20 protein-coding genes are annotated in these 20,610 nt (G+C 62.9%); 4 read left to right on the forward strand and 16 right to left on the reverse strand.

Annotation, left to right across the window (positions count from 1 at the left end; all coding sequences use genetic code 11):
• Positions 1-5 precede the first annotated feature (5 nt).
• The 4 genes from AC1DSD_RS04075 to AC1DSD_RS04090 form a co-directional block, all read right to left on the reverse strand.
• Complete coding sequence (locus tag AC1DSD_RS04075; RefSeq protein WP_478028655.1) at positions 6-665, reverse strand: hypothetical protein; 660 nt, start codon at positions 663-665, stop codon at positions 6-8.
• Between the two features lie 87 nt (positions 666-752).
• On the reverse strand, positions 753-1,889 hold the full coding sequence (locus AC1DSD_RS04080) for an SET domain-containing protein (protein WP_478028656.1): 1,137 nt from the start codon (positions 1,887-1,889) through the stop codon (positions 753-755).
• 182 nt (positions 1,890-2,071) lie between these two features.
• On the reverse strand, positions 2,072-2,794 hold the full coding sequence (locus AC1DSD_RS04085; protein WP_478028657.1) for a helix-turn-helix domain-containing protein: 723 nt from the start codon (positions 2,792-2,794) through the stop codon (positions 2,072-2,074).
• A gap of 133 nt (positions 2,795-2,927) precedes the next feature.
• Positions 2,928-3,314, reverse strand: coding sequence for a winged helix-turn-helix transcriptional regulator (locus tag AC1DSD_RS04090; RefSeq protein WP_478028658.1), 387 nt, complete (start codon positions 3,312-3,314; stop codon positions 2,928-2,930).
• 136 nt (positions 3,315-3,450) lie between these two features.
• Between AC1DSD_RS04090 and AC1DSD_RS04095 the strand changes: the two genes are divergently transcribed.
• The gene (locus AC1DSD_RS04095) at positions 3,451-4,005 is read left to right on the forward strand and encodes an FMN-dependent NADH-azoreductase (RefSeq protein WP_478028659.1); all 555 of its coding nucleotides are present in this window, start codon (positions 3,451-3,453) and stop codon (positions 4,003-4,005) included.
• 75 nt (positions 4,006-4,080) lie between these two features.
• On the opposite strand, the gene AC1DSD_RS04100 is transcribed toward AC1DSD_RS04095, so the two are convergent.
• On the reverse strand, positions 4,081-7,509 hold the full coding sequence (locus AC1DSD_RS04100; protein ID WP_478028660.1) for an autotransporter domain-containing protein: 3,429 nt from the start codon (positions 7,507-7,509) through the stop codon (positions 4,081-4,083).
• Positions 7,510-7,792: 283 nt separating this feature from the next.
• Between AC1DSD_RS04100 and AC1DSD_RS04105 the strand changes: the two genes are divergently transcribed.
• A complete protein-coding gene (locus tag AC1DSD_RS04105; protein WP_478028661.1) occupies positions 7,793-8,938 on the forward strand; it encodes an acyltransferase family protein in 1,146 nt (381 codons plus the stop codon).
• Here the strand turns inward: AC1DSD_RS04105 and AC1DSD_RS04110 are convergent.
• From AC1DSD_RS04110 to AC1DSD_RS04135, 6 genes are all read right to left on the reverse strand, one after another.
• Entirely contained in the window at positions 8,935-9,180 is a 246-nt protein-coding gene (locus AC1DSD_RS04110; RefSeq protein WP_478028662.1) for a hypothetical protein, read from the reverse strand. The two genes, AC1DSD_RS04105 and AC1DSD_RS04110, sit on opposite strands and share 4 nt — an antisense overlap.
• Positions 9,167-9,625 carry a hypothetical protein gene (locus AC1DSD_RS04115; RefSeq protein WP_478028663.1) on the reverse strand — a complete coding sequence of 153 codons (459 nt, stop codon included), beginning with the start codon at positions 9,623-9,625 and terminating at the stop codon, positions 9,167-9,169. The genes AC1DSD_RS04110 and AC1DSD_RS04115 overlap by 14 nt, the downstream gene beginning before the upstream one ends.
• A complete protein-coding gene (locus AC1DSD_RS04120; RefSeq protein WP_478028664.1) occupies positions 9,625-10,290 on the reverse strand; it encodes a glycosyl hydrolase 108 family protein in 666 nt (221 codons plus the stop codon). Before AC1DSD_RS04120 ends, AC1DSD_RS04115 begins: the two co-directional genes overlap by 1 nt.
• A complete protein-coding gene (locus tag AC1DSD_RS04125) occupies positions 10,283-10,567 on the reverse strand; it encodes a DUF7940 domain-containing protein (protein WP_478028665.1) in 285 nt (94 codons plus the stop codon). Before AC1DSD_RS04125 ends, AC1DSD_RS04120 begins: the two co-directional genes overlap by 8 nt.
• 74 nt (positions 10,568-10,641) lie before the next feature.
• Complete coding sequence (locus tag AC1DSD_RS04130) at positions 10,642-10,845, reverse strand: hypothetical protein (protein ID WP_478028666.1); 204 nt, start codon at positions 10,843-10,845, stop codon at positions 10,642-10,644.
• Entirely contained in the window at positions 10,845-11,111 is a 267-nt protein-coding gene (locus tag AC1DSD_RS04135; protein WP_478028667.1) for a hypothetical protein, read from the reverse strand. Before AC1DSD_RS04135 ends, AC1DSD_RS04130 begins: the two co-directional genes overlap by 1 nt.
• A gap of 115 nt (positions 11,112-11,226) precedes the next feature.
• On the opposite strand from AC1DSD_RS04135, the gene AC1DSD_RS04140 reads away from it, so the two are divergent.
• Together AC1DSD_RS04140 and AC1DSD_RS04145 are read left to right on the forward strand one after the other, a co-directional pair.
• Positions 11,227-12,354: an acyltransferase family protein gene (locus AC1DSD_RS04140; RefSeq protein WP_478028668.1), complete on the forward strand. Its 1,128-nt coding sequence runs from the start codon at positions 11,227-11,229 to the stop codon at positions 12,352-12,354.
• A 50-nt stretch (positions 12,355-12,404) separates the two neighbouring features.
• On the forward strand, positions 12,405-13,262 hold the full coding sequence (locus AC1DSD_RS04145; protein ID WP_478028669.1) for an FkbM family methyltransferase: 858 nt from the start codon (positions 12,405-12,407) through the stop codon (positions 13,260-13,262).
• Here the strand turns inward: AC1DSD_RS04145 and AC1DSD_RS04150 are convergent.
• The 5 genes from AC1DSD_RS04150 to AC1DSD_RS04170 form a co-directional block, all read right to left on the reverse strand.
• On the reverse strand, positions 13,220-14,068 hold the full coding sequence (locus AC1DSD_RS04150) for a hypothetical protein (RefSeq protein WP_478028670.1): 849 nt from the start codon (positions 14,066-14,068) through the stop codon (positions 13,220-13,222). The genes AC1DSD_RS04145 and AC1DSD_RS04150 overlap by 43 nt on opposite strands.
• A gap of 95 nt (positions 14,069-14,163) precedes the next feature.
• Positions 14,164-16,290, reverse strand: coding sequence for a hypothetical protein (locus AC1DSD_RS04155; RefSeq protein WP_478028671.1), 2,127 nt, complete (start codon positions 16,288-16,290; stop codon positions 14,164-14,166).
• 34 nt (positions 16,291-16,324) lie between these two features.
• On the reverse strand, positions 16,325-19,318 hold the full coding sequence (locus AC1DSD_RS04160; protein ID WP_478028672.1) for a phage tail protein: 2,994 nt from the start codon (positions 19,316-19,318) through the stop codon (positions 16,325-16,327).
• Complete coding sequence (locus AC1DSD_RS04165) at positions 19,318-19,746, reverse strand: NlpC/P60 family protein (protein WP_478028673.1); 429 nt, start codon at positions 19,744-19,746, stop codon at positions 19,318-19,320. Before AC1DSD_RS04165 ends, AC1DSD_RS04160 begins: the two co-directional genes overlap by 1 nt.
• Positions 19,743-20,609 (reverse strand): DUF2163 domain-containing protein, encoded by an 867-nt coding sequence (locus AC1DSD_RS04170; protein ID WP_478028674.1) that lies wholly within the window; start codon positions 20,607-20,609, stop codon positions 19,743-19,745. The genes AC1DSD_RS04165 and AC1DSD_RS04170 overlap by 4 nt, the downstream gene beginning before the upstream one ends.
• Position 20,610: the final 1 nt, after the last annotated feature.

Genomic DNA, 20,610 nt, shown 5'->3' on the forward strand with positions numbered 1-20,610 from the left:
CAAGTCTAGCTTCCAGCGAAATCGGAAGGACCATACCGATTTTCGACGTAGCGTGCGACCGCACGTGCGTCGCCATGGTTAAGCCTGCTTCGCTCGGCAGCCAGATCATTTAGCGTATCATCGATCCGTTGTAGCGAGCGAGTCGCGAGTGCGAGAATGTCAGTTCGGGATTCGTCCGAAGCGGTGTCATTCGCCACCGCCATCGCGTGGACGACTTGTACGAGGTCGCGTGATAGCGCCTGATATCTCTCGTCGTCATGGTCCCACCTTGGTCGGGCTAGCACATCGACGAGTCGGCGAAGATCGGCACCGGGCAATGATCGTGCCTCGGCCAGCGCATGCGTGACGCGCATCCGGGAGTCATTTGCCGCGCGCCTGGGGTCGATCGCGTCGCGGCGACGGCGGAGGCCGACCAACGGCTCGAGAGCAGCCGTGACAACTGTCGCTGCCAATGCCAACGCCGCGTAGCCGGCCAGGAACCAGCCGCTATACCCGAGCGCCAGATGAGCGAGGTCGCTAAGCGGCGCGCCCGCCGGCGCCGTGAACAATGTCGCCACGGCAACCGTCACGACATAGACGGGTACGGCAAAGTGCAGGAAAGCGCCGCCGACGATGCGCCAGGCGCGGATCGGTGCTTTGGCGATCAGGGCAGGGCGGACCGACACGCTATTCATGGACGTTGCGGCCCTCCTTCGAGCCCGCGACCAACGGCGACGAATGTGGGGAGAAGCTGACGCGCTGCAAGAGGACGTCTAGGCGGCGCGGTCTCGGCCGACCTCGTCCTTGCGCCGGAGATAGGGCGCGACCAGATTGCGCGCGCGGAACCATTCCTGGCGCTCGGGGCTCAGTGTCGAGAAGTTGCCGATCACGCGACGACAGTCGGGCGTCTTGCATTGGCAGATCATGTGCCAGTTCGATTCCGCCAGCGTGGTCGAATAATCCCAGCAGATCTCCTCGCCCGGCGCGATATCCCGGATCGCGACCAGGAATACGCCCTGATCGGTGAAGCGCAGTCCGGCATTGGGCGCACAGCTATGGTTGACCAGATCGTCGATCCGCCCGGACGGGCCCATATAATGATCGGGCGTGACCTGGACGTATCGGTCCGATTGTCCGCGCATCAGGCTGGGAATGCGGTCGGCGCGGAAGCGGCGTCCGGTGAACGACATCAGCCGCTCACCCTCGGCGAACGGCGCGGCCGCGAACACCGCCTTGCCCAGATGGTTCTCACTCACCGCGAACAGATTGGTGGGCGTGCGGATGGCATCGAGCACGTAGAAGCGCCCGTTGCGGAAGCCCAGCGACCGCAAGGGATTGATCGTCGCCAACCCGACCATGAACCAGATGCTCGCGTGGCAGACCAGTTCGACCAGGATATAGGCATATTCGCCGACCGGGCTCCCCGGCGTACGAGCAGCGACCATCAACGTCGCGAGGTCTCCCAGCGTCCACAGGCCCCAGGCAGGCGAGCGCTCGCGACCGCGATCGGCGACGACGCTTGCCCAGGTCGGCCAGAAGCTGACCGGCACCGCGACCACCACCAGCATATGCGCCCAGAAAGCGTCGCGGAACATCGCCCAGATTGCCAAAGCGCCAAGGCTGGTCGCGATGCAGAATGTTTCGGTGCGCGTCGGCAGAGTCCAGGCCGATCTGCGCCACAAAGCGACCGTGATCGCGACGCAGGCGACGGTCGCAAACAGGAACACCCAGCGCTGCAGGCCTTCAGGGTTCACCGCGGCATAAGTCGACGCCTCGACCGCGGTAGCCGCCGACCAGATCAGCCACGATGCGCGGTTGGGCTCAACCAGATCCCGCTTCAGGCCGGTCAGGTATGCTGCATAGCCCGCGAAACTCGCGGCCAATGCCAACAGGAACAAGACCTGGACCATTCACCCCCACTCGGCTCGTCCACCATGCGCAACGCGATATTTACCATGTTGCCAGGAATCCGTCTATTCGAAAGCCAAGGATTCAGCGCGAGTCGTTAAGTGGTTGAGGTTCGATTCCATTTTAACGGCAGCGGGAGACTGCCGCAATAAAGCGGCCGCTAGGAGGAAATGCGGCTGGCGATTTAGCCGCAGAACCCCAGTTCGCTACGCAGAGCGCGAGGGGATCGCCCGGTCTGGCGCATGATCGACCGCGTCATATGCGATTGGTCAGCGAACCCCTCCGCTACTGCGATGGCCGCCAGAGCCGTGCCCGTCTCGATTATGCGGTCGACCGCTCGACGCGTGCGCGCGATCAGGCGAAACTGGGCAGGCGTGACCTCGAATTGCTGGCGGAACCCGCGCGATAGGCTGGCAGGATGGAGTCCGCGCTGCTCCGCCCATTTCGCGAGCGGCAGATCGGGCGCGGCGAGCAAATCCGCGGCGAGAAGATCGGGCCAGTCGGTGCCGCTGGTCGCCTCCACGACGATATCGCGATCGAGCAACTCTTGTGCGGCGATTAGGTCGCTTTCCGCGAGCCGGGCGATCGCGTCAGGGTCGGCTACGCGGCCGCGCACCGGACCACGCCACCGGCCGTTCAACGGCAGCACCAGCACTTCGGCGCCGCGCGGGTCAAACCGGTCGAGGTGGCGTTCGAAGGCACCATGGACGATGACGTCACCGGCCGAGACGCAATGCCGCCCGGTATCGCCTGCCTCGACATAGCCGCCGGCCAGCACGATCGCGGCAAAGGGCCGTTCATGAAGATGGCGGTGGAGCGTTTCGCCACCCCGGTGGCGCATCCGGCCCGGCGGTGCGGCGCGCGGCGTGCAACACGAACAGGAAAGGGAATTCGGTTCAGGACCCATGATCGCCGATCCTATACCAGCCCGTCGCCAGACAGAAAGATGATCGTCCGTAGTCCTGCTCGTGACCGATCTCTGCCGATCAGCTATCGCCGCGACGGCAAAGTGAGCGAGGCGATCGTAATGCCGCGCGACCTCATTCCCGATTGAGTTTGCTGTCCTCGCGCGCGTCGGCCACCAGATCGAAACGCTGTTGCGCGGCCTGGATTACCGTCAGATGATCGACTGCCCAGCGCGCGAGTTCACCGACCGGCTGCTGTAGCGACTGGCCGAGTTGGGTCAGTTCGTAATCCACCCGGGGCGGAATGCTGGGGGTCACCGTTCGCGTCACCAGGCCGTCACGCTCCAGCCCGCGCAACGTGAGCGTCAGCATGCGTTGCGAGATACCCTCGATCGAGCGCCGCAACTCGCTGAACCGCTTCGGCCCATCGGCCAGCGCGTTGATCGTCAGCATGCTCCATTTGTCACCGACGCGCTGGAGCACGCCGGTCACGCCGCGGCATTGCGGACTATGAGGATTCACTGCCGGCTCCTTCGGTAACATCGTTGATACCGGGGCACATGGTTGATCCTCATTGCCAAAAATGTGCCTTCTTGCGACGCGGATGATGGCAGTTATCTAGCGTGCCTCAGTAACTAATCAATACCAGCGAGGCACCATGATCATCCTTCACGTCGACAGCAGCATCACCGCGGAAAACAGCGTCACCCGCTCGATCGGAGAGGCGGCGGTCGCCAGGTTGAGTGCGCTTCATCCCGAAGCCGAAATCCGGCGGCGCGACCTCGCTTTGGATCCGCTTGGACATGTGACCTTGGGCGATCTCGGCGACACATCGCTTGCCGAGGAGTTCCTCGCCGCCGACATCGTCGTGATCGGCGCGCCAATGTATAACTTCAGCATTCCCTCCAACCTGAAAGCCTGGATGGATCGCCTCGCGATCGCCGGCACGACATTCCGCTATTCCGAAAAAGGCGCGGAAGGACTGGCCGGTGGACGCAAGCTGATCATCGCCTCGGCGCGCGGCGGCTTTTACGGGTCCGACACCGGACGGACCTGGCTCGATCATCAGGAGGCCTATCTCCGCGGCTTCTTCGAGTTCCTGGGCGTGACCGACATCGCTTTCATTCGCGCGGAGGGGATCGCAATGGGGCCTGATGCGCGGGCCAGGGCACTCGAGGGTGCGAAGATTGAGGCGACCGCGATCGCTGCTTAAGCCCCGCTCCCGCGGACACAAAAAAAGCCGCCTTCCCCGAAGGGAAGGCGGCTCGACCATTTCACAGGTATCAAATCAGAAGCGGAAAGTGATGCTTCCGCGATAGCTCTGGTTCTTCACGTCGCTGCGGTCGATCGTCGTGTCGACACCGACCGACAGCGTGACGTTCTTCATGTCGACAGCAAGGCCGCCAGAGGCTTCCCACCAATCCTTGTCGCGGCCCGTCAACGCAAACTGCGCGGCAGGTCCGACGCCCCCGACGAAGTTCGCGCCGAACGACGCCGGCTGGTTGTCGAAGTCATGGACGTAATAGCCGGTCAGATATGGCCGCACCTTGCTCTTGCCCCCGCCCAGCGTCAGACCGAGGCGGCCTTGGGTCGAGTGCGCGCCTTCGCGATCGATCCGCAACGCCATCGGACCGCCGGCCTCTGCAGTATCGGAAAAGCCGATGTCGCCATAGCGGAGCGCCGCGCGCGGCCCGAGCTTGAGCCCACCCAGGTTCGCCATCCACGACACGCCGGCCTCGCCGCTGACGGCCAGCGCCTGATCGTTGGAGCGTAGCGTATAGGGCGTTCCGACCAAGCTGGCCGATCGCACCATATGCGTATCGAACAAGCCGGCGGAAAACACGCCATCCAGCCCGAAGCCATTCTTCAGACCAAGCTTGCCGTACAGGGTGCCCTGATAGAGTTCACCCTTGGCAGTGGCGCCCGTCGTCGTGGTGCCCTGGGTGCTGGTGTAGGATAAAGCGAAACCGACCGTGAAGGTCGAACTCACCTGCTTTTCGACGCCTGCTGCAACATACCAGCCGTCGAACGTGTCGCGGCCACCCACGGGGAGCGCGGTCGCCATCGGCGCGCTGTTGCCGTTCAAATAGCCGCCCGCGAAGAACACGCTGACGTCGTCGGGCACTTTGCCGGTGGACACGTTGGTAACCTGGGGCGTGCCGGCGCCACCGGACTCGTACGATCCCATCGCGCCGACATTATTCAGGTTTGCCATGACGCTGAGCGGTTGGCCGATGATTGCCACCGTGCCGCCCATATCGCCGCTACCCAGCGCACCGAGCCGGTCGCGATAGAAACGCGCCATATTGTCGGTGGCAACGGTACCGAGCGCGGTCTTCAGCGTCTCGGTCCGCGGCGCCCAGTTCTCGAGCGTCGAACGGGTTGTTGCCACATTCTGCAGGTCTAGCGGCCCGTAAAGCCCTGCCAGGGCGTTGTAGCTGCCGGTACGATCGCCATCGAGCAACCTGGCATAAGCGGCCTGCACCGGCGAGTTGGCTGACACCACATCGGCATATTTGCCGGCGACGATCTTCACCTTCACGTCGTTCGCCGAATAGAGGAATTTCGGCGTCAGGATCGCGCTCAGCGCGGTCGTGTTGAACGTCCCCGCCAATTGGTTCTGCGCGGTCAGGATCTGATAAGTGTCACCATCGCGGATCATATAGCCCGACACCGGTGCGAACAGCACGGTGCCGCCGATCGATGCCAGCCCATCGACCGCCACACCGGGCGCGCTGAACTGATTGGCGATGACCGCCAACTTGTCCGCCGCGCCGTTGGCGCCAAGGTCGATCAGCAAGACGTTGCCCAACGACAGCACCAGATTACCACCGACCGTCAACGTGCCGATCGAGCCCACGGTGCCCGGCGCGATCATGCCGGTGACGCTGGTCAGATACGGCGTGTTGATCCGGCCTCGTCCATCCAGCGCGCCGGAGAACAGCAGATAATCGCCGACCGAATTCATCGTCCCGTCAACCGTGATCCGGCCGTTGGTCTGCGTGACGTCGATCAGACTGGTCAGCGACCCGCTGGTGGCGATGTTCAGCCGCGCGCCCGATCCGGCGACGGTCAGGCGATCGACCGTGACCTTGGTGTCGAGCGTGGTGGTGCCCGCGGCATCCAGGGTGACATCGAAATAGGCCGCGCGGGTATGCGTAGCGGCGTCTGGGTCGCGGTCGTTCGGCACGAAGTTGCTCGCGCCCGGGAGCCCATTATCCAGCGTGGCATCGGGGATCGGGCTGGTGCCCGGTTGGCCGCCCGCGGGAGTGAACTGATATTGGGTTCCGTTATACGTCTCGACGCCGGTGGTGGTGTTGTAGCAGTCGCTGTTATTGCCCTGCTCGATGTAGATCTCACCAAACTTGCCTGACGTGCCGTTGACGCCGTCACCCAGTGTCGAGGGAACTCCGTTGACGAGGTTGCCGTCGACGATCGTCATGTAATTGGGGTCGATATTGGTGACCCAATGCGTCGGGTCAGCCCAGTTCGCATCGCCCGCCTTCGACCCGACATAATGGTAATTATTGTTCGTGGCGATCCAGTCCCAATAGAGATAGAGCGGCTGATAGAAGGACGATGTGCCGTAGCTCGCCGATGGCTGGTTATTGAAATACCGGCTGCCACCCGACAGCACGCCGATCACCAGCTTCTTCGAAAACCTATTGTCGAGGATCAGCGGACCGCCCGAATCGCCAGGCGCGGTAATGCCTTCCTTGGGCAAGGCTTTGTCGCGGAACAGGTTGAAGTCATAGATGCTGGCGTTGAGCCCGCCGCGGCGCGGGTCGTCGAAATCGAGCTGATAAAGGTTCTGCGGCAGGCCGTCATTCACGCCGAACAGGAACCCATCGACGTCGTCGAGCGACCCCAGCAGGCCGATATAGTTTTCCGCCACGCGACGACGGAAATCGACCCCGCGAGTATCGCCGGTATTGCCCGTGCCGCTATCGCCGTAACCGGTGATCGTGACGTGATAGCCGGTGCCCTTGGCGGGATCGATCGATCCCGGCGCCGGCAATTGCGACAGCAGGATTGCCCAGGTGGGGACATTCGCCGCCGGCGTGTCGAGCGTGGCGATGGCGATATCGCCCTGCAGGAAGTTGTTGCCGACCCCGAGCGAGGTCGACGCGGGATTATACGTGACCTGATTGACGTTGTAGAGGTAGTTGGCGACGTCGGTCTGATAACCGCCGTACAACCAGTTGCCGAACGCCGAATTACCCGCGGCATTGTTGTTGGCCCGGAACCCAAAAGCGATCGGCCGGCCGCCATTGGCCGCGCCATAACCCCACGGATCCTGGAAACCGGTCTCGTCGGGATCCTGGTTCACGCAATGCGCGGCGAAGATGACCGTACGCGGGTTGATCAGCGTGCCGGAGCACAGGCCGATAAAGCCATTTTGCTGGTCGATGACCATTTCGCCGATGCCGGTCACGTCCTCGGCGTCGAGTGCGCCGTTGGGCGGCGCCGATGAATTCGGATTGCCGGGCTGCGAAATGACGATCTGCGGTTCGCGGATCGATGTTTCGGGCGGCGCGACCGAAATGGCGTCCTGCGGCGAATAATAATTGCCGGTCGGCGCATTGGCGCGCGGATTGGCGACGGCATCGACGGTCTGGGCATGGGCCGTCGCGGCAGCGACAAGTGAGCCCAGTGCGGCGGACGTATTCAAGACAAAGCGAAGACGCGCGCTGTGGCGCGCGGAACGATGCGACATGTTTATCCCCTCTTTTTTTGGCCCTGTTTCCCGCAGGGCGAAGAAAGGATCGCTAGCGTGGGTCGTAATTCGGTCAATCGGAATTAGACAGCGATTCGGACATATTAGGCGCCCGGAGCGCCGCTTCCCGCAGATGGTTGCGGGATGTGACCGTCCCGCCACAATCTCGATCAACGTCGCGACACCACGTCATGCGGACAATCCCGGGCACGAGTCCGGTTCGAGGATCGCTTTGACGCAGCGGTCATGGCGTCGCGCGGGCGGCGGTGGCAGGCGTTGCGCGGTGAAGGCCTATTCGGTACAGGACTGCCGCGCATATCAATCAGCGCTATGGAGGCCGATGGCGCGACGAACGGAGGCCTTCACGCTAATCGATGGCATGCGAGGTTTAGCCGCGATCGCGGTCGCCTCGCTGCATTGGCAAGCCATTAGCGCGCCTTGGTTTTTTGCTGCGAGCGGCGGCCTTGCCGTAGATTTGTTTTTCTTGCTGAGCGGCATCGTGATCGCGCACGCATATGACGATCGAATTGCAAGCGGCGAGCTCAATACCTCCCGATTCATGCTGACGCGGCTTATCCGCTTTTGGCCGCTCTACGCACTGGGAACCCTGCTCGGTGGCGTTGCGGTTTTTGTGGCAATGGCAACAGGACGGGCAGGCTATTACCACTCCTACGGCGAACTCCTCTCAGCGATCATGCTGACGTTGATGTTTATCCCTCAGGGGTGGGGAGGGAAGCTGTTCGAGCTCAATCCGCCATTCTGGTCGCTGCTCTGGGAATTGGTGGCCAATTTCATATTCGTGCTGTTTTGGCGACGATTGTCGGTCAGCGTCATGGCCGCGATAATTGCCATCGGGGCAATCGGAGTGATCGCGATCACCCTGATCTACGGCCAGCTTTCTGCGGGTAGTCTGTGGGAGACTGCCGGGGCGGGGCCAATACGGGTATTGTTCTCCTTCTTCCTCGGCGTGCTCATCAATCGAACCGTCCCACGCGCAAGGGCCCGATCGCAGTTGATCGGGCTAGCATGCGCGGCGCTGCTGATTGGTCTGTTCGCAGCTCGCCCGGGCTCATGGACGGCGGTCTATCATTTGCTCTGCGTGCTCCTGATCTTTCCCGCGGCTGGGGTGCTGGCCATGCGGGTCGACGTGGGTGGTCTCACCGCTCGGGTTTTCAAGAAGCTGGGCGACGCATCGTATGGCGTCTATGTATTGCATATGCCGGCGCTAATCTTCGTCAGCTGGATCGTCAGTCACGCCGGTCGCGCCCGTGTGTCCCTAGGGCCTTTCCTATTCCTCATCTGCTGCCTGCTGCTGGTTGGCGGGGTCTTGTTTCTCGACCGCTCGTTTGATCGGCCCGTCCGGAAGCGAATGATGGACCGATTTGGCCTCAAGACGAGGCGTTCGTTGCCCGACCCAGAACCGATTTAGTCGATCTTGGTTTTCGGACAGTTCCCCGGCATCTTTCCAGTCTCGAATATGGCCCTTACGCACCGGTCATAGGCGTTGCGCGCGCCTTGCCGGTTGTTGAGCCGTGCAACAGCGCCGATCGCTTCGGCCAGCAAGTCCAGCTGCTCGCCAAATTCGCCCTTGTCGATCAGGATCAGCTCGCCGGATTTCCTGCCGGTCAGGGTCGGCAGGCGCTCGGTCCTGGTCGTCTCAGCGCTCGGCATCGGCAGCGTCGGCCGATCGGTTCGCATCGACGACGAGAGCGTTGAGGTGGTCCCGCACGCTGTCAGCGTCGACAGCATTAGCGGAGCGAGCGTCGCCATTAAGCGTGCCCGGCGTCGCATCCAGCGCATCGTGCATCTCCCTGATCTTGGTTTGGACGAGAATGGAGGTCTGGTCGTCTTCGGCCGCGACACGCCTGCCGATGGCATCGACGGTCGCCCGTGCCTGGCGTTCATCCGCGCGCGCGACGGCGACGGTCTTGGCGTGTGCCTTTTCAGCCCGCACCTCAGCTTTGGCCCCGCCGGCGGTTTCGCCCTTATGATAGATCAGCGCGATCATGGCGCCGATAGCTGCGAGTGCGACCAGGACCGGAGCGACCCAGCCGAACAGGCGAGCGGCCCAGCCAGGCCATTTCCAGCCGAGCGTGAGGGAAATGAGAAAGGCCATCAGCTCTCTCCCTTGCCGCAGGATCGGCGATCGACATTGCCGATCCGGTTCCGCAGCCACCCCTTGAGAAAGGCGCGAAGCTTGGGGTTGGCGGCGGCAAGCCGACGATATTCCGCAGCTTGCCGGGCATCGAGCGCGTCGAGTGTCGCGGCGCAAGCGGGGATGACGCCGAGCTTTGTCTGGAGCATCCGATATGCCGCGACGTCGACAGGCCCCAACGACGCCGCACTGTCCGGCAGGCGCGCCTCACCCAGCGCGTTCATCGTCAGCCGATACCAGCGATTGGGTCGCCGCGGCCCCATATTGACCGCGGTGTCGATCAACTCGCCGGCAACGGCGGGTTCGATCTCGATCAGCGGCATATAGCCAGGCGCGGCGATGTAGCTCCGCACATAGACGGCATCGGCGCAAATGGTTGCGGGGCCATCGCAATGCTGCGGGAACCGGCGCATGTCACCGCGATACCCATAGTCGCGAGCGACTTGTTCGGTGACGCCGTAGCTGGTTGCGCCGCCCGGATCGCGGGCGTCGTTCACATAGCCGCCCTCGGCGGCATAGACGCCGGCAAGGATGACCGCGACGGCCGCGGCGATGGCGCCCTTGCTGGCCCAGCCGGCACGCGCCGCCGCGTCGCTCTCAACGAAACTGTCGACGCCTTCAGCCATTGGGCGCCGCCTTCTTCTGCGCCACGATCCGCGCCACCATGATGGCGACGAACAGGATTACGGGGATCGAGTGGAGCAACGGTGCGGGAAGATATGCCCGCATGTCGTACGGCATGGCGTTCCACGCCGCCGAGAGCGCGTCGGGGAACCACTGTGCCAACGCGGTGACGATGGCCCCGAACGCCGCCAGGCGCATGGTCCAGAAACGCCACCACAAGCGCGCGTCATCGATCAGGCGGGCGCGGACAAGCGCCCACCATTTGCGTAGCAGGTTCATGGTTTCCTCCACTTGCGGCAGCGCCGCGGGTCAGGCGTGGTCGTAGGTCTCCGCGATCGCGGCGGTCGCGCGGATCAGCGGGTCGTTGGCGAGTGTTCGTCGGCGAGCCGCTCCAGCTCGTTGAGGTCGGGCTCGAGTGCCGGCGGCGGGAATGATTCACGCAACGTCGGCGCGGCCTGAGTGATGCTGATCCGTGGCCGCGTGATAGTCATATGGATCGGCGACACCATCATCAGCGCCAGAGCGAAGAGGATGAGCATCGAGCCCGGATCGAACATCACGGTTGTCCTGTCCTGGTTTGGCCGGATGAGGGGACGAGCACCTCGAGCTTTGCCTCGATCCGCGCGGTGCGCTCATTGATCTTGTCGAGCTTGTCGGCGTCGAATTCGCGACGGGTTTCCAGCGCGGTGAGGCGGCGTTCGTGCTCAGCCAGTTCGTTCATCTTGCCGCCGCCCGCCCATAGGAAGCCCGCGATCAGGAAAATCGTCGTGATGACGGGAAGCCACGCCAGCCAGGTTGGCGGGGCTTTGGCGGGCCTGGTCATTGGGGAGGGTACTCACATTGGGAAGGGGCGTGGAGGTGTTTGAGGTCAATCTAAGTGAGCTCGGCATTGTCGGGTGGCGCTTTCCCCCGGCTGTCGAAGCGGATACCGCGTCGACATGTCAGAAAGCGCGAATCGAGCGGCACGGTGTACTGGTCAAACGAAAGCGGACGCCGCGAGCGCCAATCTCATCAAGCCACTAACCAGTATCCGGTTCTTCGCAGCAATTTTCGTTGTGATGTATCATTCGGGCTCCGGGTTCATCACCGCGCAGCCGCATATTCCCGGCATTATTAAGTCAGTGCTGTTGAACGGCTACACCGGCGTCACGTTTTTCTTCGTACTGTCCGGCTTCATTCTGCACCACACCTATCGCTGCAAGCTAGTCGACCGGGAAAACATCAAACGATTCGCCGTTGCTCGGTTTGCTCGCATTTACCCGGTATACCTCATCACTGTGATCGTGATGTTCCCGTTTGCAGGCGTGAACTACGACTGGCGCGATGTGCCGCAATTCTTGCTTTTGCATTGGTGGATCACAGCGCCATGGCCGCTTCTCGCCATCTGGAACGGGCCGTCGTGGACGATCTCGGTAGAGGCGTTTTTCTACTTTTGGTTTCCCTGGCTCACGACCGTCGCGGCTAAGCTGTCAACGCGGTCGATCTATATAGCCCTTCTGGCCCTAGCGGTTCTGGACTTTGCAACCGGCAGTTCGGCGTTCTTCTCGCTGCATCCGGCATATTTCGAATGGCTCCGATGGGTACCGACGCCGATCATCCGGTTGCCTGAATTCGTGATCGGGGTGCTGGTCGGCGAGTTGCATTTCAGGCGTGATGGGAAGCGCTTTCCCGTGCCGTCGTGGGTGCCGATCGCCGTGCTTTTGTTGATGCTATGCATATCGCACGAGCCATGGGTAGCGTCTGCCGTGACGGTGTTGGCGGCGCTGCTTATCTTGGCCATTGCGGGCGATTACGGCTCGATCGTTGCTAGAGTTCTCCAACAGCGTTGGCTCGTGCTACTTGGCGCGGCGAGCTATTCGCTATATCTGCTCCACCAGCCGGTGCACTTTTACATGACTTGGCTGTTGGGCGAGAGCAAATGGCTCGTGCCGTTACAGTATTTGGTAGTCGTCGGAGGCTCCGTCGTGGTCTTCCTCTACATCGAAGAGCCAGCGCGCGAGTGGATCCGATCACGTGTACGTATGAAGCCATCTGCTATCGAGGAAGTCGCCGATCGCCCACTCTGATCGCAATTCTCGTTGGCCGAATAGCGGCAGCGCTGATAGACCACCGCGCCATGACAGTGCCGCTTTCTGCCAAGCTCGCCAAATCCCTCAGTTTCATGCGCCACGTTCGTGGCTGGCCAGCGATCGCCACTAGACTTGCGAAGCATGACGCCGAGTTCGAATGTCGGCGGGGTGAGGTCCGCTTCGCAGGCAATCTGAAGTCGTTGATCGACCGCGAGGCCTATCTCTACGGTTCATACGACTGGCACAAAATCGCACCCTTTCTCGCCCGGGCGAGCCGGCGCGGGACGATCGCTGACGTCGGCGCAAACATCGGGAACCACGCGCTAGCGTTCGCCCGCCATTTCAATAGCGTGATCTCGTTCGAGCCAAATCCACAGGTCTGGCCGCGGGTCGAGCAGAATATCGCGATCAACCCTTGGGCGAAGGTTGAATTGCGCAAGGTCGGATTGGGGGACGCAGTTGCCGACTTGCCAATCTTCGTCAATGACAACCACGGCCTGTCTACCTTTCTCGATGGAGAATTGGACAACGCTCATGGCCTCAGTGCGCACATTGCTGTCGGCGATGAAGAATTGCGCGGCGTAGCCATCGACGCAATCAAGATCGACGTCCAGGGGTTCGAGCCGAACGTGCTCCGCGGACTTCGTGAGACGATCATCGCTAACCGTCCTCTAATTTGGGTCGAGATCAGCGAGACCACTCTTCACACGCCGACCACCTCCGCGCTTGCGGAACTGATTCCGGTCCCATTTCGATTGATGCTGTACACGAGCAAAAAGGGCGCGCTCTTCAATCGGACGGTACTTGTCGATCACAAATCCGAGCGCTTGCCGGTCGGGGATTACCTTGTCATCCCCGAGGGCTACAACACCTCGCCAGCATCGGACAGAATGTCGCGCCAGTAACTAAAGGCGTCGTCCAACTCCGCGCTCGACAGCATCTTGGTATAGATCGCGATCCCCGCAATCGTCGCGCCGGGTGTTGTAGTGGTATAGAGGTGCGTCCGTAGCTTGCGTGTGGTGCTGCCCATCGGGTTGGCGGTTCGTGTGGTCGCGAATACCGAAGCACTGCGGACCGATCCAGACCGTTGGAAGAAACCTTGGGCGGTGGTTGTGTTATACTCCGATACGCCCATGCTCCAGGTCGTGGCGCCATTGGCGAAACCTGAGCTGGTGGAGACGTTGACCACCGTGCCAACGCTGTCGCGACCGAAGGTTTGGACCTCAAACAAGCCGGGCACCAGCATGCCCAATGAACCGCCGTTGATGTCGTCCGACAGGATGCCTTGATTGATCGCGGATTTGTAGACGGCGAGCAGAGTAAGTGCGCCGCCAAGGTTGAAGATGTCGCGCGCGAATCCCGGCAACTCGAAAAAGCGGGTGAAGGCGCGCATCGATTGTGACGAGGTATTGACGCCGCCGGTGAGGCTATACGTGCCAGCGCCGCCAGTTCCGGTCGCAAGCGACGAGATGACGCCCAGACTTCCGCCCACGCCAGTGGTCAACTCAATTGTTTGGCCGACCGCGAGGGGGTCGCCGGTCACGGTGCCGGTGACCGTCAGCAGGTTGCCGCCCGTGATCGCCCCGCTGAAGGTGGTAGCCATCGGGCCGCCGACCAAGCCGACAGCCGCTGGCGTACCGATCAGCCGTCCATCGTTGGCGCCAGTGAATAGGTTGACCGTTGGCGAGTCGTTGAGCGAGGTGCCGAACATGTAGGCAGCATAGCCGGCGCCGAAGTTCGGACAGGACCGCGTGCGGCCATAGCCAAGCGCAGACGCATCGACGCCGGCGAAGGGAATAGCAACTCTCATGTCAGGGGCACCTCACAGATAGGCAGCCAGCGATACATCGGCAGGCGCAGGCCATAGGGATCGAAGATCAGCGTGGAATCGGCGCGGGTTTCGGCGATGTTGGTCCACCCCTTGGTGGTGTTGCCGGCGTAACCGCAGCGGAACTTCCAGGTGTTCGCGGGAGCAGCTGGCGCGTCCCATACGATGCGATCGCGCGCGACCACGCGAGGGTTACTGAGTGTCTTCGCGACGCCGCTCGAGTCGACAGCCGCAACGCCCCAGTTCGAGAGAACGGTGGTGTCGGCAACCGTCAGGCCGCCAGCAATCGTGTGGCCCGCACGGACGGGGAAGGTCGCGACGATCTGCGAGTTCTGCGCCGTGAAGGTCGGCACCATCGGTCCGATACGCAGGCCATCGAACATCAGGCGCTTAAGGTGCCAGCCGAAATAGGCACCCATTTGCTTGCTGCCAGCGCCGGTCATGTGGACGTCGTTGACGCCGTTCTGCACCCCGTACTGGATGCAAGCTAGGATGAACTCTGGGTGATCGATTGCGAGTTGGAGCTGATCGAGCGCAACGTGCGGAATCGGCGCGTTGAAGGCTGGATTGGTATGCGTCGCCGTTTGGCCGATCAGCAGCGGAAGTCGTGCGTTCGGACTAATGAGCTTGAGGGTGATCGCCTTAGCTTGGCGCTGCATCTGCACGGTCTGAGCCCGAGTGTAGAACCATTTTGTATCCGCCCCGCTCGGATAATTTGTGCTGTCGGAGGCATTATCGTTCGTCCCAGTGACGATCATCTGCGCCGCCGGCGCATAAGACTTGCCGAGCGCCCCATAGAGTGCCTGGGCCTGCTCAAAGCTGGCATAGACACGCTGCGCTGTTAGGCCGGTGAGCGTTTCATCTTCGGTTGTTATACTGCCGCCGTTCCGACCGTCATCGGAAAGCAAGAAGCGCATCCCAGCCACGAGGAAGTCGATGCCGTCTTCGTCCTTTAGGAGCTGTACAATCATCTGCGCGCAGCCGGTGAGCGGCGTTTCACCGTGGCTGGTCCAATCATCGGCGTCGGCGCTGTAGCTGATTTCAATGGCCGGTGTGAGCGCGGCGCGGTTCGAAATCAGGTCGGGATCTGACGCGCTCGAGATGTCACTGATGTCATCCGGGACGATACTAGCTTTTGTAAGCCCGGCATTGCCGAACATATCCGAGGTTGTGCTTGTGCCCACGGTTATGACCGGCGAGCCATGCCCTAGCGATAGCGATTCGCCGGACATATGTAGGCCGATGCGTTCCGCAATGATGCGCATATTGGCGATCGACGGATCGGCTGGTCCACGAAGGGCTGCCACGATTCGGTTTGACATCGCCTCGATGACCTTGTGCTGCAAGGTGGTCGGCGTTGCCTTCAACCAGTTGTAGCCGTTGCTGTCGACTAGCGAGAAGGTTGCGGCGCCGGGCGCGCTGATCAACGGCAGCTTGGCAGCATAGACTTCTAGGGCTGCCAGTCGCGATTTGATCAGGTCGATGGCGGCGTGCTTGATATCTGTGAGCGTGACGTTGAGCCAGCGATAGCCCGCTGTATCAGTCAGAGCGAAACCGGCAGGCCCGCGAAAAAACCACGAGATAGAGGCTGCACTTGCCGCCGCCGCAGCAGCAGACGCCGCCGCTGCCGCCGCACTCGAAATCGCCTGCCTGATCAGCGAAGCACCGCCCAAAGCCAGATCAGCCGCAACCACCGCTATATTGCTGGCCCCGCTCAACAAGTCCGCAGCGACCGTCCCGATCTTGCTCGCCGCGCCGAGCGCCAAGTCGGCAACAACTGCAAGAAACCCCGGAGCGGTCGTGGCCGCCGCGACCGATGCCACCTGCGCATCCAACTGCGTCAGGTCGTACAGCTGAAGGTCATGGACCATCGGCGCGAGATACGATCCGTCCGCCGACGCGATCTGAACGTCATAGGCACCGTTGGCGGCCGCGAACCCCACCAGCCCGGACGTCGCCGCCGTCGTCGGATTCGCCAGGCCGGCATTGGCACTGTCGAAGATCGTTGCCAGCGTCGTCGTACCCGCCAGAAACACGGTGACCTTGGCGAACGGCAACACGGCCCCCGTGTCGCCACGGGAGGCGATGAACTCGTAATATTGCATATTGAGGCCAGTCCTTTGGGAAGACGTGGTGTGGTTACGCGGCGGATCCGGTCATCGTGCCGTTGTTGGTGACGGTGACGGCGTTGCCGTTCTTGCGGACGGCGAAGCCGGCACCGCCGCCGGGCGTACCTCCGCTCGACGGGCTGCCTGCGGTCGCATAGCTGCCGCCGGCGCCGCCGCCCGGCGAGCCGCCGGCTCCGCCTGCGGACCAGCCCTGGCCGTCATTGCCGATCGTCAGGTAACCCTCGCTACCGGCACCGCCTTGACCGTTCGGCGCACCGCCACCGCCGCCGCCGGTGCCGATCTTGTAGGGGGAAGCCATCGCGTTCGATCCGCCGCCACCGCCGCCGCCGCGCACCGCGCCGCCGGCGTTGATCGTGATCCCGCCCGACATCGGTACTCGGACATAGATGGCATCGCCGCCGGCCATGCCGGCACTGCCGCCGCTCCCGCCGTCACCGCCGCCGCCGCTAATCGAGCCGCCGTTCTGGATGACCAATGTCAGCGCGATCGCATGGGACGTGGTCGGCCAACTGCCGGTGTCGATGCCGATGCCGCCGCTCGCAAGCCCGGTGACGTTGACGCCATTGGGGACGTTGAAGGTCACCGTCGCGTCCGAATTGCCGGTATAGCCGGCGGCGTCGGCCAAAGACCGCAGGTTGACCGCCGATCCCGACGGCACGCTGATCGTTGCGGTGAATGCCCCTGGCGGCACGGCCGGCGCCCCGGCGCTCCCCGGTGCGGCTAGCACGTCCCAATATGCATTGGCCTGGCCGGTGCCGGTCGGCGCATGGCCGCTGAAATTGTCCTGGGTCGCGACGTAGCTGCCGCCGCCATAGGCGACGCTGTTATTCAGGAAATAGGTCGCTCCGCTGCTATAATCGCCGCGGGGCGTCAGGCCGGACAGCGATTGCGGGGCGGTCCAGATGCCCAACAAAGTTCCGTTTGCCGTCTTGAGCGCCGTGCTGGACCAGATCGTCGCCGTGCCGGCCGGTATGCCGTCATACCAACCCGACGGATTATCCCCGCTCGGGGTCGGCGGCTGGGCGTAGGAGCGCATGAACTTGATGTCGCGATAGCCGGCGCGCGCTGGCGCCGAGCTGATCGCGATCGAATAAGCGGTGGCCGTGGCAAGATCCTCGAGCCCACGGCCGTAGATGTTGAACGAGGGAAGCTTGACGTAGATCGTGTCGCCGACATTGCTGGCGTCATAGCCGAACCTGAAGATCGCATCGTCGATCCGCGCGAAGTTGGTCCCGCTGGCATGCGCGCCAGAAATCGTACCGCGCTGGCCGCGGCGGAGCTGGGTCAGGTTATAGCGGTTGGCTGCCGTCAGGGTTGCCGTCCGATAAGACACCACCTCGTCGCCGACCATGCACAACGTAACCCCAGCGTCGCGATCCGACGTGCTGACGCTGTCGAGCTGTCCCAGGCTGTTCGACAGATCGACCGCCAGCGTGTTCGTCGTATCCGGATCGGCACCCGTCGCCAGCGCAGAGGTTAGCGTGCCATAGCGCGCCGGCCCATTGATCGTCCCGACCATCGAATAATTGGCGCCGTCGGTGCTGATCCAGACCTGACAGCCGCCCCAGGTCGGCGATGTCGACGCGGCGGCCACCCACATTTCGGCATCGAGCCCGGCGAGGTTCGGCGGCGCAATGAACAGCCAAGGTGCCGATACCGATCCGGGCGCGATATCGGTGTTCGCCTTGTATCCGTCCGAGCCGGAGTGGGAGGCATAAAGCGCCGCCGAGGCAATGCCGATGGGGACGCCTTCCGCCGTGATCGCCAGCAACCCGTCGGCGTCCTCGCCAATCTCGATGATCCGCACCAGCACGCGATCGAGCTGCAGTGAATCGGTCGCCGTCGTCAGCGTGACGAGATCGGTTGGCTCGAGCAGCGCGAAGTTCCATGGCAGCTTGAGCGCATATTTCTCGCGCGTGTAGAGAACGCGCTGGGCATAGAGCTGCACCGCCTTGCGTGCGATGTCGGCGTCGCAAATGCAATGGACCGTCGTCGGATCCTGCTTGCGCCGCCCGAACGTGACGATGTTGTCCAGGTCCTGGGCGGTCGCGATGCCGACATTATATTGCTGGCTGCGGTCGAGGAACTCGAACTGAACGATGTTATAGGCGTCGCACTGGTCGACGATCTCGATCGACACGGCATTGCCGCTGTCGTCGACGATCAGGTCGTCCTCGGTCAGGTCATAAGCGGGTGTGAGGTTCGGATTCCAGGTGACGCCGTTGCCGGTTGCTGGGGCGTCGCCATAGGGCCGGATCTTGAGCATGCCCTCGGACCAGAAGGCGGCGGAGTTCGTCGCGGTCAGCCATTCCTCCAGGATCGACGCCGCGCCCGACTGCGATTCGAGCACCGGCGACAAGAGCAAGTTGTTGGCGCGGCAATAGAGCGAATAATCGGACAGGTCGCCGATCAGTCCCGATCCCCACATCGGCACGCCGTAAGCGGGATTGGTCAGGAAATCGGTGATGATATCCTTCGGGTCGGCGTCGCCGTTCGCGACACCGCTCAGCTGCACGCCGAAGTCGATTTCGAAACTGTGGTTCGACAGCGTCGCACTGTCGGCCAGGTCGTAATCCTGGGCATAAACGTAAGCGATGCCGCTATAGGGGATCGCCTGCGCCGGCACTTTGGAAGTCAGGTAACTCCACACCGGTTGCGTCGGGCTGCCCGTCGCCAGGCTCAACCCGGCAACCGACAGCGACGTCAGCACGGCGGTGTCCTTGTAGATCGTGCGAATGCCCCGAATACCGCTGGCGCCGCCCTCGCAAATGCCCATCATGATCGAGGCGGTATAGGTGTAGGTCGTGTTCTTCGACCCGCCGCCTAGACCCTTGCCGCCGGTTTTGGTGGTGTGCGCAATCGCCGTGAAGGCGCCGTACCACATCAGATTGCACTTCATCCGGCCGCGGCCCCAACCTAGGGAGATGGGCAGGCCTAGGGTAGACGATTGGACCTGCAGCCCGTTGAGCTTCGGCGACGTGGTCGAGGTTGACTTGCCGCCCATCATTGATCCTCGAACAGGGTGAAGAACTTGACCGGGCGCGAGCGCAGCTCCTCGTCGCGGTCGGCATTGCCGCGGACCACGCCGCCGCCGCGGATCACGGCGTGCAGCACTTCGGGCAGAGCGATGACGATCGCGGCATGCGAATAGCAACGGCCGTATTTCCAGATCGCGAGGTCGCCGGGCCCGGCCGCTTCGCGCGGAATCTCGCGCGCGAACCGCGTGACCCAGCCCAGGAACTGCTCTTCGTCGCGATGCAGCATCCATTGCGGCGAGTAATCGGGCTCGACCCGCGGAATCAGCCCGACCGCTTCATACACCGCCGCCGGCAGCATCGCGCAGTCGACCCCGACGCCGCGCAACCGCGCCCGGTGATGATACGGCGTTCCTTCCCAGCCCAGTGCCTCGCGCACCACATCCTCGCGCGTCATCCGAACGCGGTCTCCGGCACCGGGACGTACAGCGTCGCCTTGAACCGCCCCAGATTGTTGAAGCGGACCGAACACCGGCTCTGCGTCAGATCGCACCCCGGGTAGGCAGTGAAGGTGTTGCCCGCGACCGGCAGCGCGGGAAGGGGAGAGACGAGCTGGAACAGGCCCGCCGCATCGTTCGCCATGATAGTCGCCGAGATGCCGGTATTCGGTCCCGACGTGAACACGATGCGCCCCTGCGCGAAATCATTGGCCGGTGGTGTCAGGCTGGTGTCGAACACCGTGAGTGTTGGGGCCGGCGACGCGCCGACAATGCCGGTCACCGCGAAGGCCGCCGGATTGAGCGCGCAGCCGGCGTCATAGACCGCATGGAGGCAGGCCGCTTGATAGAGGTTGGCCGGCATGTTGGCGTTGAGCAGCACGGTCCAGGACGACACCGTGATCGTGGCGCTGTCGCCGGTAATCGCGCTGATCGCGGTGACGCGCCCCGAAAACCTCAGCACCGTGCCGACCACCGGCAAGCCCCAATCGGTCAGGAACGCACGGTCCAGTCGGACATTCGCGCCATCGAACCCATGCCCCCGGATGAACGGGATGATCGGCACGCCGTTGATCAGATCGTCTGGGTTCGCGGCGATCGCCATGTCGACGGTCGTAACGTCGAGTCCGATCTTCTCGCTGATATCCTGCCGCTCGATCATCGGGCCAAGCGCGTAGAGGTGGCCGCCCGACACGATCGGCACGTCTCCGCCCGACCATCTGATGACGGCCCCGCCGACCAGCGTGATCGTCCACAGGTCGACCATCTGAAAGTCCGCGCCGCTGTTGAGCAAGGTGATCAGCGCAGGCGATGCAGCTTTCATG

Source organism: Sphingomonas sp. P4_D12 (assembly GCF_056401895.1).

What these genes read in the sequence shown, in the direction of transcription:
- AC1DSD_RS04110 (WP_478028662.1), bottom strand. Translation starts at nt 9,180, where the DNA reads ATGCCGAGCGCTGAGACGACCAGGACCGAGCGCCTGCCGACCCTGACC.
- AC1DSD_RS04155 (WP_478028671.1), bottom strand. Translation starts at nt 16,290, where the DNA reads ATGCAATATTACGAGTTCATCGCCTCCCGTGGCGACACGGGGGCCGTG.
- AC1DSD_RS04130 (WP_478028666.1), bottom strand. Translation starts at nt 10,845, where the DNA reads ATGTTCGATCCGGGCTCGATGCTCATCCTCTTCGCTCTGGCGCTGATG.
- AC1DSD_RS04135 (WP_478028667.1), bottom strand. Translation starts at nt 11,111, where the DNA reads ATGACCAGGCCCGCCAAAGCCCCGCCAACCTGGCTGGCGTGGCTTCCC.
- AC1DSD_RS04165 (WP_478028673.1), bottom strand. Translation starts at nt 19,746, where the DNA reads ATGACGCGCGAGGATGTGGTGCGCGAGGCACTGGGCTGGGAAGGAACG.
- AC1DSD_RS04125 (WP_478028665.1), bottom strand. Translation starts at nt 10,567, where the DNA reads ATGAACCTGCTACGCAAATGGTGGGCGCTTGTCCGCGCCCGCCTGATC.
- AC1DSD_RS04115 (WP_478028663.1), bottom strand. Translation starts at nt 9,625, where the DNA reads ATGGCCTTTCTCATTTCCCTCACGCTCGGCTGGAAATGGCCTGGCTGG.
- AC1DSD_RS04095 (WP_478028659.1), top strand. Translation starts at nt 3,451, where the DNA reads ATGATCATCCTTCACGTCGACAGCAGCATCACCGCGGAAAACAGCGTC.
- AC1DSD_RS04160 (WP_478028672.1), bottom strand. Translation starts at nt 19,318, where the DNA reads ATGGGCGGCAAGTCAACCTCGACCACGTCGCCGAAGCTCAACGGGCTG.
- AC1DSD_RS04120 (WP_478028664.1), bottom strand. Translation starts at nt 10,290, where the DNA reads ATGGCTGAAGGCGTCGACAGTTTCGTTGAGAGCGACGCGGCGGCGCGT.
- AC1DSD_RS04170 (WP_478028674.1), bottom strand. Translation starts at nt 20,609, where the DNA reads ATGAAAGCTGCATCGCCTGCGCTGATCACCTTGCTCAACAGCGGCGCG.
- AC1DSD_RS04140 (WP_478028668.1), top strand. Translation starts at nt 11,227, where the DNA reads ATGTCAGAAAGCGCGAATCGAGCGGCACGGTGTACTGGTCAAACGAAA.
- AC1DSD_RS04145 (WP_478028669.1), top strand. Translation starts at nt 12,405, where the DNA reads ATGACAGTGCCGCTTTCTGCCAAGCTCGCCAAATCCCTCAGTTTCATG.
- AC1DSD_RS04150 (WP_478028670.1), bottom strand. Translation starts at nt 14,068, where the DNA reads ATGTTCGGCACCTCGCTCAACGACTCGCCAACGGTCAACCTATTCACT.
- AC1DSD_RS04080 (WP_478028656.1), bottom strand. Translation starts at nt 1,889, where the DNA reads ATGGTCCAGGTCTTGTTCCTGTTGGCATTGGCCGCGAGTTTCGCGGGC.
- AC1DSD_RS04100 (WP_478028660.1), bottom strand. Translation starts at nt 7,509, where the DNA reads ATGTCGCATCGTTCCGCGCGCCACAGCGCGCGTCTTCGCTTTGTCTTG.
- AC1DSD_RS04085 (WP_478028657.1), bottom strand. Translation starts at nt 2,794, where the DNA reads ATGGGTCCTGAACCGAATTCCCTTTCCTGTTCGTGTTGCACGCCGCGC.